This window comes from Haloplanus vescus, assembly GCF_900107665.1.
In the GTDB taxonomy this organism is placed as follows: domain Archaea; phylum Halobacteriota; class Halobacteria; order Halobacteriales; family Haloferacaceae; genus Haloplanus; species Haloplanus vescus.
Window position 1 is genome coordinate 1,183,628 of the sequence record NZ_FNQT01000001.1, and the last position, 15,049, is coordinate 1,198,676.

Here is a 15,049-nt window from a genome sequence, read left to right on the forward strand (position 1 = left end):
TAGCCGTCGAAGCGGTGAAAACGATTTCGGAGGGTTACGCGTACTTCTCGAGTTCGGGGCGGTCGAGGTCGTCGAGAACGTCGGCCGCGACTTCGTCAAGGAGGCTCTGCCCGTCCGGCGTGGCGACGCGACCCTCACCCTGTGCGGTGGAGACGAGACCCTCGTCTTCGAGCTGCTGGAGGATCGTTCGGATGATCTTCTTGCTGCCGGTTTCGGCGTGCGGGGCGGCGACGCGGTAGCGCGTCGAGCCCTCGTTGCGGTCGCCGTAGGCCGTCGAGAGTCGGTCGACGCCGACGGGGCCGTCGACAGCGACTTTCCGCAGGAGGCTGGCCGCGCGAACGAACCAGAAGTCGTCCTGCTGGGGCGGGAGCTCGTTGCTGACGCCGGCCTTGGTGTAGTTGATCCAGTCGGGCTCGTCGATACGGTCCTCGAGTCGGTCGGCGAGCGCCTCGATGAGCGCGTCCGCCGGCACGTCGTAGAGGGTTACCATTGGCGCAAGGTTCCCGCGGACGGCGTTTAAACCCATCGTATTAGACACGTGAGCGGAGGCCGAGCGAGCCCACGACGAGGCCGCCGAGGACCGTCGGCGTCCAGTAGACAGCGCCCCGGAACACGACGACGGCGGCGAGGGCGATGGGTTCGGTGACGGCGGGCAGCGGCGCCGCGACCAGCAGGACGACCAGCACCGTCTCGATGCCGCCGGCGCCGCCGGGCAGGGGCGTCACGCCCGCGATGGCGCCGATGGGGACGACGAAGAGCGCGATGGAGAGCGGGATGGGCGTGCCGATGGCGCGGAAGGCGAGCCACAGGCCGACCATCTGGAAGAACCAGCCGATAGCCGACAGCCCGAGCGCGAGTGCGAGGCCCCGCGGGTTGGTGGCGACGCGTTCGATGGCGCGGAAGAAGCCGTTGATGCGGCGTTCGATACCGCCCACAGTCGGAACAGGCACGCGCGGCAGGCGGGTCGCAATCGCTCGAATGGCCGGCGTTAGGACGCCGACGACGCGGGCTTCGACCTGATAGCGTCGGCGCCAGCCGAGATAGACCAGCGACGGGACGCCGATGGCGAGCACCGCCACCGCGGCGAGGGCGAATTCGAGGCGGCGATTCGCCCCAAAGGCCGTCTCGGTGACGAAGTAGCCGGCGCCGACGAGGGCGATGGTGATGGAGGGGACGAAGTTGAGCGTGTCGACGCTGGCGATGGCGGCGAGGCCCGTCTCGTACTCGGTGTCGGTCACGCGCGAGATGAGGAGGGCAGTGATGGGTTCCCCGCCCGCCTGTCCGAACGGCGTGACGTTGTTGGCGAACATGGCGCCGGTGAAGACCAGGAACGCCTGCGGGACGGAGAGCGAAACGCCGAGGACGTCGAGGACGACGCGGAGCGAGAACGCCCACGCCGCGAGCCACCCGAGGGTGACGAGGACGACCAGCGCCACGAGACGAACGTCGGCGGCGCGGAGCTGCGCGACGAGTTTGTCGACGCCGGCGAAGGTGAAGAGCACCGCGAACACGACGAGTGCGCCGACGAACCCGAGTATCGTCGCACGCGTACGACCGCCGGCCATACGACGGGCGAAGGGGAGCCGAGGCATTAACCCACCGGAAGCGACGTGCTCGGGATTTTTTATGCCGACACCGAGAACGCCGTCCATGGACGAACGGAGCGCGTTGGGGATGCTCGCCGACGCCGTCGGGGCGGCGGGCGACGACGCCGCGGTAGTCGACGGGTTGGTCGTGACGACGGACATGCTCCACGAGCGGACGGACTTCCCCCCGGGGACGACGCGATACACGGCGGGCTGGCGGGCAGTCGGCGCCTCGCTGTCGGACGTGGCGGCCATGGGCGCGGACGCGACGGCGGCCGTCGCCGCCTACGGGGCGCCAACGTTCGACGCCGACGAAGTGCGGGCGTTCGTCGACGGCGCGAACGACGTGTGCGACCTGACCGGCGCCCGCTACGTCGGCGGTGACCTCGACAGTCACGACGAGTTCACCGTCGCCAGCACCGTCGTCGGCCGGACCGACGACCCCGTCCCCCGGTCGGGCGCGTCGCCCGGCGAGGCGGTGTACGTCACCGGAACGCTCGGGCGGACCGGCGCCGCGATTCGCGCGTTCGAGCGCGGCGACGACGAGCAGGGCAACGCCCTCTTTCGGTTCGAACCGCGCGTCGACGCCGGACAAGCACTGGCACCGGTCGCCACCGCGATGATGGACTCCTCGGACGGCCTCGCGCGCTCACTCCACCAGCTCGCCGAGGCGAGCGACTGCGGGTTCGATATCTCGTGGGACCGCCTCCCGGTCGATTCGAGCGTCGAGGACGTGGCTACCGACGCGGCGGACCGCCGCGAGCTCGCGGCCTTCTTCGGCGAGGACTTCGAACTCGTGTTCACCGCGCCGCCATCGGCGCTTGAGTCGGTCGACCTCTCGACGCCAGTCACGCGCATCGGCGACGTGACAGCCGCTGGAGTCGTCGCCGACGGTGACTCGCTCCCGGACCGGGGGTACACCCACTAACCCAGCAGCTGCACGGGAACGAGGAGGAAACAGAGCGCGCCCAAGCCGAAGGTGAGGAGGCCGACGAGCTGGCGCTTCCAGCCGAGCGGTGTCTCGTCGGCGGGGTGGGCCGGGCCGTTGTACGCGATGACGATGGCGAACACGCCCCAGAGCGCCCACAGCCCGACGGACTCGTTGATGGCGAGGTCACGGACGTAGTAGAGATAGCCCGCGAGCGAGAAGAGCGCGAGCGGTACGAACGAGGCCAGCGTCTCCTGTCGCCGGCCGAGCATGGCTCGCACCATGTGGCCGCCGTCGAGTTGGCCGACCGGAAGCAGGTTGAGGACGGTGAAGAACATCCCCACCCAGCCGCCGATGATGACGGGGTGGACGGTCTTGGTCGGGTCGGCGTAGCTCGTCGGCTGGCCGAGCGCCGTCGCGATGAGGTCGAGCAACAGTGGGTCGTTGAAGATGATGACCTGACCGGACGATTCGACGACGCGCTGTGGGAGGGTCATCGGCTCCAGCGAGAGGCCGATGGCGGTCACGACGACAGTCGCAACGAGACCGGTCAGCGGCCCGGCGACGCCGATGTCGAACAGCGCCTTTCGGTCCGGCATCCGCCCGCGCATGCGGATGATGGCCCCGAGCGTCCCGAAGGGGAAGACGAAGGGAATGAGGTAGGGGAGCGAGACGTCGACGCCGTGGTATCGGCCGGCGATGTAGTGGCCGAGTTCGTGCGCGGTCAACACGCCGAGGACGGCGGCGGTAAACGGCCACGCGCGCAGGGCGACCAAGGGATTGGCGGCGATGTCGCTGTAGGGGATGTAGTACCAGACGAGTGCGCCGACGAAGAGTGTCGACAGCATCGTCGCGCCGAAGAGAACGAGGTTCGTCCACGGGATGCCGTGAATCCGGCCGTCGGCCGGGGTGGCGACGACGGTGGTTTCGTAGGGTTCTCGCCCCGCTTCGAGGTCGATGCGGTAGCCGGCGCGGCGGAACGAGTCGCGGAGTTCGTCGGCGAGTTGGCCGCGGGGAACGAGCGGTTCGCCGTAGTATCGAACCCGGTCGCCGTCTCGTTCCACGTCGCGGACGTAAAAGACGGAATTGAGGGCGTCAGACGGCGGTCGGTCGACTCCGTCCATCGATTCTGGGTACGTCGCTCAGCGGTATAAAACCCGTGAAGCAGGCGGCGGCGCGCGTGGCGGGGACCAGTAGCGACCGACTACGCCGTCTCGATTCGCCACGTGGTCGCGCTCGTGTACGACCACTTCTCGACCTCAAGGTCGGACGCGGAGTCGCGGAGCTTGACCATCAGGGCGCCGATTTCTTTGGGGGACAGGCCGACTTCGTCGGCGATGAACTTGCTCTTGAAGTACATCTCGCCGTCCTGTGCCTTCGAGACCAGGAACTGCTTCAGGCGTTCCTCTTTGGACACACTGTCGTCGGCTTCGGTGGAGGGGTCTGCGGTTGCGCTCATTTGTTGTCGCCTCAATTCACCGTACAAGCCGGAGGATTATATAAAGGAGAGAACGTTCGGAGCAGTTCGGGCGGTTTCATCAATTTACCCGGGTTTGTGAAACCTTCAGGACGTTTTACGAAGCCGCGAGATATTTTATACGCGCTTTTGAGAGATTCTTTCGTTTATATTATAGAGAATTAAATACGGCCCGGGCTCCCGGTTCGACGGGTGGATTCGGGGGTCAGGCCTGCTCGTGAATCCAGAATTCCTCGTCGGTCGTCGACTCCTTCTTGAAGATGGGCACCTCGTCTTTGAGGCGGTTGATGCCGTCCTCGACGGTGCTGAACGCCTCCTCGCGGTGGCCGGCGAGGACGACGACGAAGACGATGTCCTCACCCTCGCGAATGACGCCGGTTCGGTGGTGCATGAGCACCTCGAAGACGCCGTCGCGCGCCTCGAGCTCCTCCCGAATCGCCTGCATGCGGTCGGCGGCGACGCCCTCGTACTTCTCGAACTCTAGGTGGGTGGTCCGCGTGTCGTCTGCCGAGTCCTTGACGCGGACGCGCCCGGTGAAGGTGGCGATAGCACCGGAGCGTTCGGCCAGCGGCGAGGCCTTCGCCTCCTGGACGAGCGATTCGAGGGTCACGCGGTCGTCGAGCGACGGAATCGTGTCGAGGACTGGGTCAAGGTCGCTCTCGGCGTCGGAGATGGTGGCGACCACGTCGCCGACGGGGTCGGCGTCGCCGATGGCGACGGTCGGGAGATGCGCGTCGAAGCCGATGGTGAGCGTGATGTCGTAGTCGGGGACGAGCGAGTCAAGGAGGCCGGAGAGCGTCTCGCCGTCGCCCGCACCAATCCACGAGCCGTCGTTCGAGAGGCCGTACGCCGCGCCGGCGTCGGTGTCGCGGGCCGCCGTCTCGGGGAGCGTCTCCACCGTGGCCACGCGCCCGTCGAGACGGGGAACGAGCCGGTCGGCCAGATCGACCGCGTTCGGGCCGACGAGATTGAGCGTCTTCATGGATGTACGACGCGGACGCGAACCCTTAATTGTGTCTCGACGCGCACGCCGCGCGCTGTGAGCGTGCGGTGCTGGCGGCTTAACAACCCTTAAGCGTGCTTCGTGGCTACGCGTCGAGTAATGCGAGTCGTAATCTCTATCGGCGGGAGTGTTCTCGCGCCCGACCTCGACGCCGACCGCGTCGCGGGTCACGCGGCGGCGGTCGAACGCCTCGTCGACGAGGGGTGTGAGGTCGGCGCAGTCGTCGGCGGCGGCGGAGCCGCCCGTGACTACATCGGGGCGGCGCGAAGCCTCGGCGCCAACGAGGTACAGCTGGACCAGATCGGCATCGACGTGACGCGAGTCAACGCGCGCCTGTTGATCGCCGCACTCGACGACCGGGCCGCGCCGTCGCCGGCCCGCGAGTACGAGGAGGCGGGCGAGGCGCTCCGCCGCGGCGACGTGCCCGTGATGGGTGGCGTGATGCCCGGCCAGACGACCGACGCCGTCGCGGCGGCGCTCGCGGAGTACGTCGACGCGGACCTCCTCGTCTACGCTACGAGCGTCGACGGCGTCTTCAGCGCCGACCCCGACGACGACCCCGACGCGGAGCAGTACGGGCGACTCACGGGGGCGGAACTGGTCGACCTAGTCGCGCCGATGAGTCGCGGCGCCGGCGCGTCGGCGCCCGTCGACCTGCTGGCGGCGAAACTCATCGAGCGCTCGACGATGCGGACCATCGTCCTCGACGGCACCGACCCGGACCGAATCGCGCGGGCCGTCCTCGACGGCGACCACACGGGGACCGACGTGGTGCCCGTCGGCTGTGACACGGACCTATGAGCGACAGACACAACGCCTTCTGGGCCGACGACATCGCGGACGAAATCGAGGCACGTGACCCCGAAGACCCCATCGTCATCAAGGGCGGTGTCTCCCCCTCGGGCGTGCCCCACCTCGGCCACTTCAACGAAATCATGCGCGGCTACTTCGTCGCGCGTGTCCTCCGCGACCGCGGCCACGAAGTCCGCCAGGTGTTCACGAGTGACGACCGCGACGCTCTCCGGGGCGTCCCCCAGACACTCGCGGACTCGGACTGGAACCTCGTCGGCCTCGGCGAGGTGGACGCGGGCGCGCTGGGCCGGAATTTGGGCAAGCCGTACACGGACATCCCCGACCCCTTCGGCGAGACGGACTCCTACGGCGCTCACTTCACCGACCTCCTCGCCCGGAGCGCCGAGGCGGTGGGCGTCGATATCGAGCTGGTGTCGAACACCGACCTCTACGAATCGGGCGAGTTCGAGGCGGTCACGCGTGAGGTTCTGGAGAAAACCGACCTCGCACGCGAAGTGCTCGCCGAGTATCAGGCGGGCATCGACGAGTCGTACGTCCCCTTCATGCCCCGGTGCTCGGAGTGTGGCCGCCTCACGCAGGACGTGGGCGAGGTCGACCTCGACTCCGAAACCGTCGACTACCGGTGTTCGGGCCTCGACGCGGGCGGCGACCACATCGACGGCTGTGGCCACGAGGGCACCGCCACGTTCCGCGAGGGGAAGCTCCCGTGGCGCTTCGAGTGGCCCGCGCAGTGGGCGGTCCTCGGTGTCGACTTCGAACCCTTCGGCAAGGACCACGCCGAGGGCTCGTGGCCGAGCGGGCAGGACATCGCGCGGCGTGTCCTCGATATCGAACCGCCCGTCCCCATGACCTACGAGTGGTTCACGCTCAACGGCGAACCCCTCTCGTCGTCGTCGGGTAACGTCGTCACCGTGGACGAAGTGCTCGCACTCCTCGAACCCGAAGTGTTGCGCTACTTCTTCGTCCGCAACCCGAAGCGCGCGAAAGACTTCGACGTGGAGCGAATCGACCTGCTGGTCGACGAGTTCGACCGCTTCGAACGCGTCTACTTCGGCGAGGAGGAAGACGAGGACATCGAACCCATCGCGGAGCGCGCCTACCCGTTCCTCGTCGACGAGGTACAGGAGGCGCGGGTCCGCCTCCCCTACACCTTCGCGGCCGTCCTCGGCATGACGGACGACCGGGACCTGTGGGTGCGGATGGCGCGCAATCAGGGCTTCATCGACGACGACACGCCCGAGTGGGCCGTCGAGGAAGCCTTGGAGCGTGTCGAACGCGCGCGGACGTGGGCCGAGCGCATGGACAACGCCTACAACTACCGCCTGCAGGCGGAGCTTCCGGAGACCGACTTCGACGACGACGTGGTCGCGGCGCTCAACGACCTCGCCGACTTCGTGGCCGAGGGCCACGACGGCGAGGCGATTCAGGGCCAGATGTACGAGACAGCGCGCGACCACGGCGTCGAGGTGGGCGACTTCTTCGCCGCGGGCTACCGGCTCTTCTTCGACGACACCGAAGGCCCACGACTGGGGGAGTTCCTCGGCGAACTCGACGACGCGTTCGTCGTCAAGCGCCTGCGCCGCGAGGATTAGTCGCGCCAGGCGGGGTCGTCGCGGGGCGGGCTGAAGATGTCGACGCCCTCGAAGGGCACGTCGCCCCGGTTCTCGACGCGGTGTGATTCGCCGCCGGGGACGACGTAGGAATCACCGGCGCTGACGACGCGTTCCTCGCCGTCGATGACGAAGACGCCCTCGCCTTGGGTCACGAACCCCGCCTGTTCGTGCGGGTGGCTGTGTTCGGGCACCGCCGCGCCGGGGTCGATGACGAACTGCTGGACGCTCATCTCGTCACCGCTGGCCAGTTGCGACAGGAAGACGTCCGGGACCGCTTCGACTGCCGTCTCGTCCTCGCTCGAACGGATGTCCATACGCTATCCGACGCGGGCACGGACATAAAACTCGTGTCGCCGAGGCGGGGCAGCGAACCACCGGTGCTGACTACAAAACCGCATCAGTCGTCGAGACGAACCACGTCGCCCTCGCTGACGCTGTCGGCGGCGCCGGCGGGGAGTTCGACGACAGTATCGGCCACACCGCGGCCGATGCCGGTCCACGCCGACAGGCGAGCGACGTGTTCGACGCGGTCGTCTCGAATCCAGAGCGCGTCGATGTCGAAGGGAACGGCGACCATGTGGAGCGTCCGCTTCGCAGCGTGGTCGAAGGGAAAGACGAGTGCGGACCCGCCCGGAAACGACGAGCGAAACATCAGCCCGCGAGCCTGCTGGAGAAACGAGTCGGCGACCGTCACGTCGGTGGCGAGGACGGACTCGTTGCCGTCGTGTCGGTGGACGAGGCGCGTCATAGCGGTCCGTCGGGCGCGGGGACCAAGAGCGTGGCCGTCGCAGTCGGCGCTCAGAGCTGTCGGGAGGAACCCGGAGCGACGCGGTCGGTCCGAGAGCCGCCGGGCGTCGTCTCACCGAGCGAGTTGGCGAGCGCGGTGAACGCGACGATGCCGGCGGCCGCGGCGGCGGTGGTGACGAGGACGCCGAGTGCGAGTTCGACCACCGGCGCGACCAGCGCGGTCAGCGTGGCGATGACCGCGAGCGCCAGCGGCACGGCGACGACGGCGAGGCAGACGGCCGCGATGCGGGGGCGAGAGCCGCGGGCGCGCGCCCGCGTCCGTTCGACCGCCTGTAGAATCGAAGTACCGTCGGTGGCGACAGCCACGAACACCAGCGGCAGGTGGACGAGGACGACGAGCCCGGGGACGACGAGGAGCGCGAGGCCGAGGCCGGCGGCGAGCGTGCCGGCGAGGGCGACGACGACGGCACGGCCGTAGGCGAGGGCCGTCTCGAGTGGCGTCTCGCCGGCGCCGAGGGCGTCGACGTCGGGGGCGACCGTCCGCGCCAACGCCGCGAGGAGGACGGCGATAGCGACCGTCGCGGCGAGGAGGCCACCGGCTGCACCGGTCCTCGAGAGCGGCACGACCAGGTCGTAGACGATCTGCATCGACGACGCGATCCCCGTCCGGGCGACGAGGGTGTTGAGCAGGACGTTCCACGTAGCGACGGCGACGAGCAAGGCCGCCACGAGCGCGGCCGCTCGGGACCGAGCGGCGTCAGACGTTCCGAGGAGAGTCATCGTCAGCTGGTGTGTGTCGGTGACGACCTATACCTTTTTATCAGAAGTTTACATGTGTCTGACGCACGTCGCACAGCACCCTCAAAATGGCCATTTCCGGCTCGCTGCCGTCTAACGTACGTCTGACAGTATCGATACGTTTTACCCAATCCACACGTTTGGGGTGGGTATGGATCGCCGCACGTTCCTCGTCGCCCTGACCCCTCTCGCGGCTGGCTGTTTCGGCGGCCAACCGAGCGAGCCGACCCCGACGGCGACGTCGACCGCGACCGAGACGCCCGAACCGACCGCGACCGAGACACCCGAACCGACATCGACGCCGACGCCCGAGGCATCGCCCGAGGCGGCCCAGCACATCGACGAAGCACAGGACCGCTTCACCGAGGCGGTGTACGTCTTCACCGGCGGCGTCAGCGACGACCTCCTCTCGGTGACGGCCGGGACGGAGTCGTTTCAGGCGCGCGACGTACTGCTCAGACTCGACCGCGTCCAGCAGTCCATCCACGCCGCCGAGGCAGCGGCGACGACGGACGAACAGCGCGCGACCGTCGATAACCTCGACACGATGCAGCGGTTCCTCACGCACGCGACCGACGCGCAGTCGTGGCTCATCGACGGGCACGACGCTCTCACCGCCGCGTACAATCGACTGGACGAGTTCGAACTCGACGACGCCGCGAACGAACTCGACGACGTCGAAGCCGCCGTCGACGAGGTATCGACACCGACCACGACCATCGAAGAGGAGCTGAACCCCGAGAGCGCGTCCGTCACCGACGCCGTCAGCAGCGACGAGTACGAGCAGAAGGTGACGCAGCTGAGCGAGGAGACGAGCGTGCTGAGCGACCTCAATAGCGCCGCCAGCGACATCCACGAAGGCTCGAGTCTGATCAGCGACGCCCGTGACCAGCTCGACGACGACCGAACGGACGACGCCGCGAGCACCGCGAATCAGGCGTTCGACCTCCTGCGCGACGTCGAGTACCAGCTCGACAGGCAACTGTCCGACCTCTCGGACGCCGCGGACGCCTTCGAAGACATCGGCGACGATCTGCTCAGCCTCGCGTCGAACCGCGCCAACGAAGCCGAGACCATCTACGAACAGAACGCCTAATCGCGCTGCCGTGTGAACAAATCACACAAACGCGCGTCTCAGCCTTCGGTAACTTTTGGCCGATAGCCCCGGATAGGTCGCGTATGAACGACGACGAACGCGGCTGTCCGAAGTGCGGGCACACCGAGACTGACGTGGGCACGATTTCGACGACTGGTGGCGGCCTGAGCAAGATGTTCGACATCCAGACCAACTCCTTCCAGGTGGTCTCCTGTACCAACTGCGGATATTCGGAGTTCTACCGCGACACGGGGTCGCGGGGGAGCGACATCGTCGACGTGTTCCTCGGATGAGCGGTGCGGGCGTCCTCGTCCTCTTTCTCTGCCTCGGCGTCGGCGCCCCACTCGTCCTCTACTGGCTGGTTCGAGCCGAACATGATCGTCGCGAGGAGATGAGCCGTTCAGAGGCCGAACGCGCCGCTCGTCGCGACGTTCCCGACGACGAGCGCGGCCGGCGCTGACGGATATACGTTTATCACACCCGAACAGGTTCGGGGTTTCGGTCCGTCGTTGCCGGCCGGTGAGAATCAGCGAGGGTGGTTTGCCCTTTCCCCCCAGACGACTAGTTGTTATGACGAAGCAAGTTGGCGCCCCCGGTACGGACCTCTCGCGTCGGCAGTTCATGAAGGCGACCGGGACGGCGGGCGTCCTCGGCCTCGCTGGCTGTACCGCCCCGACCAACACGGACCCGTCACAGGCCGAGGCGGCAACGGCGGCCCAGCAGTCGGCGTCGTCGCTCCCGGCCGCGGCCAAGCCACAGGTCGTCGACGTGCCCGAGCAGAACAATCAGGTGACGCTCCGGGCCGTCAACTCGACGCTGCCCGCCCACCCCGGCGATTCGATGGGGGGTCCCGTCGAGTTGCCCAAGGTCTGGGCGTGGCAGGCCGACGACCGCGAACCCAGCGTCCCCGGCCCCATCATCCGGACGACGGAGGGCGAGGACATCGAGGTGACCCTCGACAACACGAACGCCGACATGCCCCACACCGTCCACTTCCACGGCGTGCGGAAGACGTGGGAGAACGACGGCGTGCCGACGACGACGGGCATCACCGTGATGCCCGGCGAGAAACACACCTACGAAATCCCGGCGAACGTCCCCGGGACCCACCTCTATCACTGTCACTACCAGACCCACCGGCACATCGACATGGGGATGTACGGCATCTTCCGCGTCGACCCGGAGGGGTACGAACAGGCCGACCAGGAACTGTTCATGACGGTGAAAGACTGGGACTCCCGTCTCAACCGGCAGATGGCGGGCGAAGACGTGAGTTACAGCCCCCGTGACCGCAAGCCCGACGTGTTCACCATCAACGGCCGGTCGGCGCCGCGGACGCTCCACCCCGAAGACGGGTCGCCGGTCCTCGTCTCGCAAGGCGACACCGTCCGCGTCCACTTCGCCAACAACGGCTACATGAACCACCCGATTCACACCCACAACCACCGGTTCCGGGTGATCGAGAAGGACGGGGCACAGATTCCCGAGGCGGCGCAGTACGAACAGGACATCCTCGACATGGCGCCCGCGGAGCGCAAGACCATCGAATTCGAGGCGGACGCCGACCCCGGCATCTACCTCATGCACTGTCACAAGGTCAGCCACGCGATGAACGGCGACGCCTACCCCGGCGGGATGGTCGGCGGCATCGTCTACGAGTCGGCGATGGATTCCGACGTGTTCTCGCAGCTGATGCAGTACGCGGGCTACGAGGGGTAGCGCAGTCGGCGAGGGATTCATACCCCCAGACGACCCGAGAGCGGGCATGGAGCGGACGCCGACGGGGACGCCAGTCGGGGTCGACGACCCCTACGAGCACGCGGACCGGTGCGACCACCTGACCGACGACGGCCGGTGTCGGTTCGCCCTCGAACGCGCCGGCGACGACCCGGAGTTCGCGGCCGCACGCCGGGCCGACGACTACGCCTGCGTCGTCGCCGGCGATGCCGACTGGTGTGACTGCCCGCACTATCGCTCGACGACCGACGGCCGGGAGTGTCGGCGATGCGGACTGGAGGAGGTACGAATGGCCCACGAGAACGCCCGCCCACTCCTGGAGGAACACCACCTCTCCTACGGGTCGAGCGGCGACGACGCCGACCACGAAATCACCGTCGCCCTGTGTCGGTGGTGTCACGCGAAGGTCCACGAGGGGTGGGCGCGGGTCGACGACGACGCGAGCCCCGACGCCGAGGCGATGGCGGCGCGAGAGGCCCGCCGGAGCAAGGAGCAGTCGGAGTTCGGATTCCAGACGGCGGCCGAACGCGACGACCGGGAGTGAGACGGGGTATTGTACGTCAGTACCGATGATTCGCCGGGACAGGTCGGCGAACCACCGGAAAACAGGTACAGTACTCCGTATGAGCCACATCCGAGCCGTTTTTAGGCGCAACCTGACAATCACGCCGTAATGACCCGCATCGTCGTCGTCGACAACCACGGTCAGTTCACGCACTTGGAGCAGCGAGCGCTCCGCGACGCGGGCGTGGACACCGACATCGTCGACAACACCACGCCGCCCGAGGACCTCGACGTGGACGGCCTCGTGCTCTCGGGCGGCCCGGACATGGACCGCATCGGCCGCTGTGACGAGTATCTGGAGCTGGACGTGCCCGTTCTCGGCATCTGTCTCGGGATGCAGATCATGGCGACGAAACTGGACGGCACCGTCGACGCCGGCGACTACGGCGGCTACGCCGACGTGGACGTCGAAATCGTCGACGAGGACGACCCGCTCGTCGGGTCGCTCGCCCCCGAGACGCGCGTGTGGGCGAGTCACGCCGACGAGGTGACCGAGCTCCCTACGGGCTTTACCCACACGGCGACGAGCGACGTGTGTGACATCGAGGCGATGAGCGACACGGACCGTGACCTCTACGGCGTCCAGTGGCACCCCGAGGTGGCACACACCGAGGAGGGCGAGGAAGTGTTCGCGAACTTCATCGAGCGCTGTCGGTGAATTCGGGGCGTACCCGCCGGTTCCGGCGGGTGTTGCCGACTGCGAGCCGAAGGGAGAGATTTACGACGCCCCGTGCCGTCGGGGCGACTGAATGACGGCGACCCAGTCCGACCTCGCGGGGCTCTCGCGGTACATCTTCACGGCCCCCAGTTGGTACGCCAGCCTCGGGTTCGCCATCGTCATCGCGGCCATGGCGGGCATCGCGGCCTTCGACTCGGGGAACACGGAACCGACGTGGCGCAACCTGCTCATCCTCGGCCGAGACGCGTGGCAGGGCATCTTCTTCATCGGCCTGCCGACCGTCATCGCGTCTGTCGGGACGACGGGCGTCGACCACTTCGTGGGCGGGAAACTCACGCCCAACCGGTCGTCGCTCTTGGCGCTGCTCTGTGAGGTTATCCTCGTCGTCATCGTGACCATCGCGGGCATCGTCAGCCTGGTGACGCCGCTCGGGCAGACGTTCGTCTACGACGCGCTGGTCATCGCGCTCGCGTCTATCTTCGCCTTCCGCCTGTTGGTCGTCATGGCCGTCTCGCAGTCGTCGCTCCTCATCGCCGCGGTGCCGGCTAGCCTCCAGACGGCCGTCTCCGCGCTCTTCCTGTTCGTCTACAGCGGGACCGTCCGCTACTTCGAACTCGGCGACCCCCTCGTCGACGCCTACCTGATGCCCTACCTCTCTCGGGCGTCGGAGGCGCCGCCCGAACTCTGGGTCATCGACGCCCACCACTTCCAGCTGCTCGCGGTTACCTGCGTCATCTACGCCGGCGCCGTCTACACGTTCGTCCGCGTCATCGACCGACCGTGGCAGCGAAGCCTCGGCGTCTCCGTCCTCGATTTCATCCGCGGGTTCATCGGCCACGTCGCGGAGGGGTCACGAGAACTCGAGACGTTCTTCGAGAAGCTGGGCGAGGAGGCGGTAGTCCCCGTCACGGTCCTCGCCTTCCAGCGCCCGGACGGCACGCAGAAGGCGCGGTTCGTCCTCCCGATGATTCACCCGGGACCGATGGGCGAAATCGGCGGCGGGAACTTCCCCGTCCGGGTCGCCGAACACACCGACGGCCTCGTGTTCCCACCCCACGCCACCGCCGGCCACGACTTCAACCTCGTCACCGAACGCGAGGTGGACCACGTCCTCGACGCCATCGACGCGGCGCAGTCGAAACTCATCTACGACGCCGAGGCGACCCGGAGCGTCCGCACGCAGTCGGGTGAGGCGACGATGCTCGGGCAGGCGTTCGGCGACGACGCACTCCTCGTCGCCAGCTACGCGCCCGGCTTCGCCGACGACGTGGAGTACGGCGTCGGCCTCTCGGCGGCGACGGAGGCGCGAACGACGGGGCTCGACGACGTGCTCCTCGTCGACGCCCACAACTCCAACAACGGACTGCAGGGCGAGGACCTCGGCCACGTCACGCCCGGCAGTCAGCGCGCGTTCGACATGATGGCGGCCGCCAAGCGGACGGGCCAGCAGTTACAGGAGGCACCGAGCGGCCCAATCCGTCTCGGCATCGCTTGGGACCGCACCGAGTGGGAACCCATCGACGGCATCGGTCCCCTCGGGGTCCGCGTCGCCGTCGTCGAAGTCGAGGACCAGCACACGGCGTACGTCCTCGTCGACGGCAACAACATGGTGCCCGGCCTTCGCGACCGGGTCGTCGACGCCGTGACGGCGCGGGACGCCATCGACGCGACGGAGGTGATGACGACGGACACGCACATCGTCAACACGGTCGAGGCGGACAATCAGGTCGGCGCGGCCATCGACCACGCGCAGTTCGTCGCGCTCATCGAGCGACTCGTCGACGAGGCGGTCGACGACCTCGAACCGGTCGAGGCCGGCTTGGCGACCGAGCGAGCGACAGTGACCGTGTTCGGGAACGACCGGACGGAGACGCTGGCCAGTCACGCAAACGCCGTCGTCTCGATGGGCGGCGCGCTCGCCGCAGTCATCATCCTCGTCGCGATGGCGGTCAGCGTCCTCATCTTCTTCCTGACGTAGTCCCCGAAAGCAGAAATAGCCGGCCGGCGT

18 protein-coding genes are annotated in these 15,049 nt (G+C 67.7%); 10 read left to right on the forward strand and 8 right to left on the reverse strand.

Features of this window, described 5'->3' with window-relative positions; genetic code table 11:
• Positions 1-34 precede the first annotated feature (34 nt).
• Both BLU18_RS06300 and BLU18_RS06305 read right to left on the reverse strand, forming a co-directional pair.
• Positions 35-490, reverse strand: coding sequence for a 30S ribosomal protein S19e (locus tag BLU18_RS06300; RefSeq protein ID WP_092633030.1), 456 nt, complete (start codon positions 488-490; stop codon positions 35-37).
• Positions 491-530: 40 nt separating this feature from the next.
• Complete coding sequence (locus BLU18_RS06305; protein ID WP_092633032.1) at positions 531-1,565, reverse strand: lysylphosphatidylglycerol synthase transmembrane domain-containing protein; 1,035 nt, start codon at positions 1,563-1,565, stop codon at positions 531-533.
• Positions 1,566-1,650: 85 nt separating this feature from the next.
• Between BLU18_RS06305 and thiL the strand changes: the two genes are divergently transcribed.
• Positions 1,651-2,514 (forward strand): thiamine-phosphate kinase, encoded by an 864-nt coding sequence (gene thiL, locus BLU18_RS06310; protein WP_092633034.1) that lies wholly within the window; start codon positions 1,651-1,653, stop codon positions 2,512-2,514.
• Here thiL and BLU18_RS06315 read toward each other — a convergent pair.
• The 3 genes from BLU18_RS06315 to BLU18_RS06325 all read right to left on the reverse strand — a co-directional run bounded on the left by BLU18_RS06315 (position 2,511) and on the right by BLU18_RS06325 (position 4,973).
• Entirely contained in the window at positions 2,511-3,638 is a 1,128-nt protein-coding gene (locus BLU18_RS06315) for a site-2 protease family protein (RefSeq protein WP_092633036.1), read from the reverse strand. The two genes, thiL and BLU18_RS06315, sit on opposite strands and share 4 nt — an antisense overlap.
• A gap of 80 nt (positions 3,639-3,718) precedes the next feature.
• Positions 3,719-3,973: a DUF7123 family protein gene (locus BLU18_RS06320; protein WP_092633038.1), complete on the reverse strand. Its 255-nt coding sequence runs from the start codon at positions 3,971-3,973 to the stop codon at positions 3,719-3,721.
• A 223-nt stretch (positions 3,974-4,196) separates the two neighbouring features.
• Entirely contained in the window at positions 4,197-4,973 is a 777-nt protein-coding gene (locus BLU18_RS06325) for a molybdopterin synthase (RefSeq protein WP_092633040.1), read from the reverse strand.
• A 120-nt stretch (positions 4,974-5,093) separates the two neighbouring features.
• Between BLU18_RS06325 and pyrH the strand changes: the two genes are divergently transcribed.
• Positions 5,094-5,795, forward strand: a complete 702-nt coding sequence (pyrH, locus tag BLU18_RS06330; RefSeq protein WP_092633042.1) for a UMP kinase — start codon at positions 5,094-5,096, stop codon at positions 5,793-5,795.
• Complete coding sequence (gene lysS / locus BLU18_RS06335; protein WP_092633044.1) at positions 5,792-7,399, forward strand: lysine--tRNA ligase; 1,608 nt, start codon at positions 5,792-5,794, stop codon at positions 7,397-7,399. The genes pyrH and lysS overlap by 4 nt, the downstream gene beginning before the upstream one ends.
• Here lysS and BLU18_RS06340 read toward each other — a convergent pair.
• The 3 genes from BLU18_RS06340 to BLU18_RS06350 all read right to left on the reverse strand — a co-directional run bounded on the left by BLU18_RS06340 (position 7,396) and on the right by BLU18_RS06350 (position 8,947).
• On the reverse strand, positions 7,396-7,734 hold the full coding sequence (locus BLU18_RS06340) for a cupin domain-containing protein (protein ID WP_092633046.1): 339 nt from the start codon (positions 7,732-7,734) through the stop codon (positions 7,396-7,398). The genes lysS and BLU18_RS06340 overlap by 4 nt on opposite strands.
• 83 nt (positions 7,735-7,817) lie before the next feature.
• The gene (locus BLU18_RS06345) at positions 7,818-8,168 is read right to left on the reverse strand and encodes a DUF192 domain-containing protein (RefSeq protein WP_092633049.1); all 351 of its coding nucleotides are present in this window, start codon (positions 8,166-8,168) and stop codon (positions 7,818-7,820) included.
• Positions 8,169-8,218: 50 nt separating this feature from the next.
• Complete coding sequence (locus tag BLU18_RS06350; protein WP_092633051.1) at positions 8,219-8,947, reverse strand: hypothetical protein; 729 nt, start codon at positions 8,945-8,947, stop codon at positions 8,219-8,221.
• 169 nt (positions 8,948-9,116) lie between these two features.
• Between BLU18_RS06350 and BLU18_RS06355 the strand changes: the two genes are divergently transcribed.
• From BLU18_RS06355 to BLU18_RS06380, 7 genes are all read left to right on the forward strand, one after another.
• Positions 9,117-10,061 carry a hypothetical protein gene (locus BLU18_RS06355; RefSeq protein ID WP_092633053.1) on the forward strand — a complete coding sequence of 315 codons (945 nt, stop codon included), beginning with the start codon at positions 9,117-9,119 and terminating at the stop codon, positions 10,059-10,061.
• Positions 10,062-10,144: 83 nt separating this feature from the next.
• A complete protein-coding gene (locus BLU18_RS06360) occupies positions 10,145-10,354 on the forward strand; it encodes a zinc ribbon domain-containing protein (RefSeq protein ID WP_092633055.1) in 210 nt (69 codons plus the stop codon).
• Positions 10,351-10,521, forward strand: coding sequence for a DUF8143 family protein (locus tag BLU18_RS14795; protein ID WP_176791186.1), 171 nt, complete (start codon positions 10,351-10,353; stop codon positions 10,519-10,521). The genes BLU18_RS06360 and BLU18_RS14795 overlap by 4 nt, the downstream gene beginning before the upstream one ends.
• Before the next feature lie 110 nt (positions 10,522-10,631).
• Positions 10,632-11,780, forward strand: coding sequence for a multicopper oxidase domain-containing protein (locus tag BLU18_RS06365; protein WP_092633057.1), 1,149 nt, complete (start codon positions 10,632-10,634; stop codon positions 11,778-11,780).
• A 46-nt stretch (positions 11,781-11,826) separates the two neighbouring features.
• Positions 11,827-12,342, forward strand: a complete 516-nt coding sequence (locus BLU18_RS06370; RefSeq protein ID WP_092633059.1) for a DUF7097 family protein — start codon at positions 11,827-11,829, stop codon at positions 12,340-12,342.
• A gap of 129 nt (positions 12,343-12,471) precedes the next feature.
• Positions 12,472-13,020 carry a GMP synthase subunit A gene (locus tag BLU18_RS06375; protein WP_092633061.1) on the forward strand — a complete coding sequence of 183 codons (549 nt, stop codon included), beginning with the start codon at positions 12,472-12,474 and terminating at the stop codon, positions 13,018-13,020.
• Positions 13,021-13,111: 91 nt separating this feature from the next.
• Positions 13,112-15,019, forward strand: a complete 1,908-nt coding sequence (locus tag BLU18_RS06380; protein WP_092633063.1) for a DUF2070 family protein — start codon at positions 13,112-13,114, stop codon at positions 15,017-15,019.
• Positions 15,020-15,049: the final 30 nt, after the last annotated feature.

Bases quoted from the DNA above. Each gene is read 5' to 3' on its own strand.
- BLU18_RS06300 (WP_092633030.1), bottom strand. From the start codon at position 490: ATGGTAACCCTCTACGACGTGCCGGCGGACGCGCTCATCGAGGCGCTC.
- BLU18_RS06305 (WP_092633032.1), bottom strand. From the start codon at position 1,565: ATGGCCGGCGGTCGTACGCGTGCGACGATACTCGGGTTCGTCGGCGCA.
- thiL (WP_092633034.1), top strand. From the start codon at position 1,651: ATGGACGAACGGAGCGCGTTGGGGATGCTCGCCGACGCCGTCGGGGCG.
- BLU18_RS06315 (WP_092633036.1), bottom strand. From the start codon at position 3,638: ATGGACGGAGTCGACCGACCGCCGTCTGACGCCCTCAATTCCGTCTTT.
- BLU18_RS06320 (WP_092633038.1), bottom strand. From the start codon at position 3,973: ATGAGCGCAACCGCAGACCCCTCCACCGAAGCCGACGACAGTGTGTCC.
- BLU18_RS06325 (WP_092633040.1), bottom strand. From the start codon at position 4,973: ATGAAGACGCTCAATCTCGTCGGCCCGAACGCGGTCGATCTGGCCGAC.
- pyrH (WP_092633042.1), top strand. From the start codon at position 5,094: ATGCGAGTCGTAATCTCTATCGGCGGGAGTGTTCTCGCGCCCGACCTC.
- lysS (WP_092633044.1), top strand. From the start codon at position 5,792: ATGAGCGACAGACACAACGCCTTCTGGGCCGACGACATCGCGGACGAA.
- BLU18_RS06340 (WP_092633046.1), bottom strand. From the start codon at position 7,734: ATGGACATCCGTTCGAGCGAGGACGAGACGGCAGTCGAAGCGGTCCCG.
- BLU18_RS06345 (WP_092633049.1), bottom strand. From the start codon at position 8,168: ATGACGCGCCTCGTCCACCGACACGACGGCAACGAGTCCGTCCTCGCC.
- BLU18_RS06350 (WP_092633051.1), bottom strand. From the start codon at position 8,947: ATGACTCTCCTCGGAACGTCTGACGCCGCTCGGTCCCGAGCGGCCGCG.
- BLU18_RS06355 (WP_092633053.1), top strand. From the start codon at position 9,117: ATGGATCGCCGCACGTTCCTCGTCGCCCTGACCCCTCTCGCGGCTGGC.
- BLU18_RS06360 (WP_092633055.1), top strand. From the start codon at position 10,145: ATGAACGACGACGAACGCGGCTGTCCGAAGTGCGGGCACACCGAGACT.
- BLU18_RS14795 (WP_176791186.1), top strand. From the start codon at position 10,351: ATGAGCGGTGCGGGCGTCCTCGTCCTCTTTCTCTGCCTCGGCGTCGGC.
- BLU18_RS06365 (WP_092633057.1), top strand. From the start codon at position 10,632: ATGACGAAGCAAGTTGGCGCCCCCGGTACGGACCTCTCGCGTCGGCAG.
- BLU18_RS06370 (WP_092633059.1), top strand. From the start codon at position 11,827: ATGGAGCGGACGCCGACGGGGACGCCAGTCGGGGTCGACGACCCCTAC.
- BLU18_RS06375 (WP_092633061.1), top strand. From the start codon at position 12,472: ATGACCCGCATCGTCGTCGTCGACAACCACGGTCAGTTCACGCACTTG.
- BLU18_RS06380 (WP_092633063.1), top strand. From the start codon at position 13,112: ATGACGGCGACCCAGTCCGACCTCGCGGGGCTCTCGCGGTACATCTTC.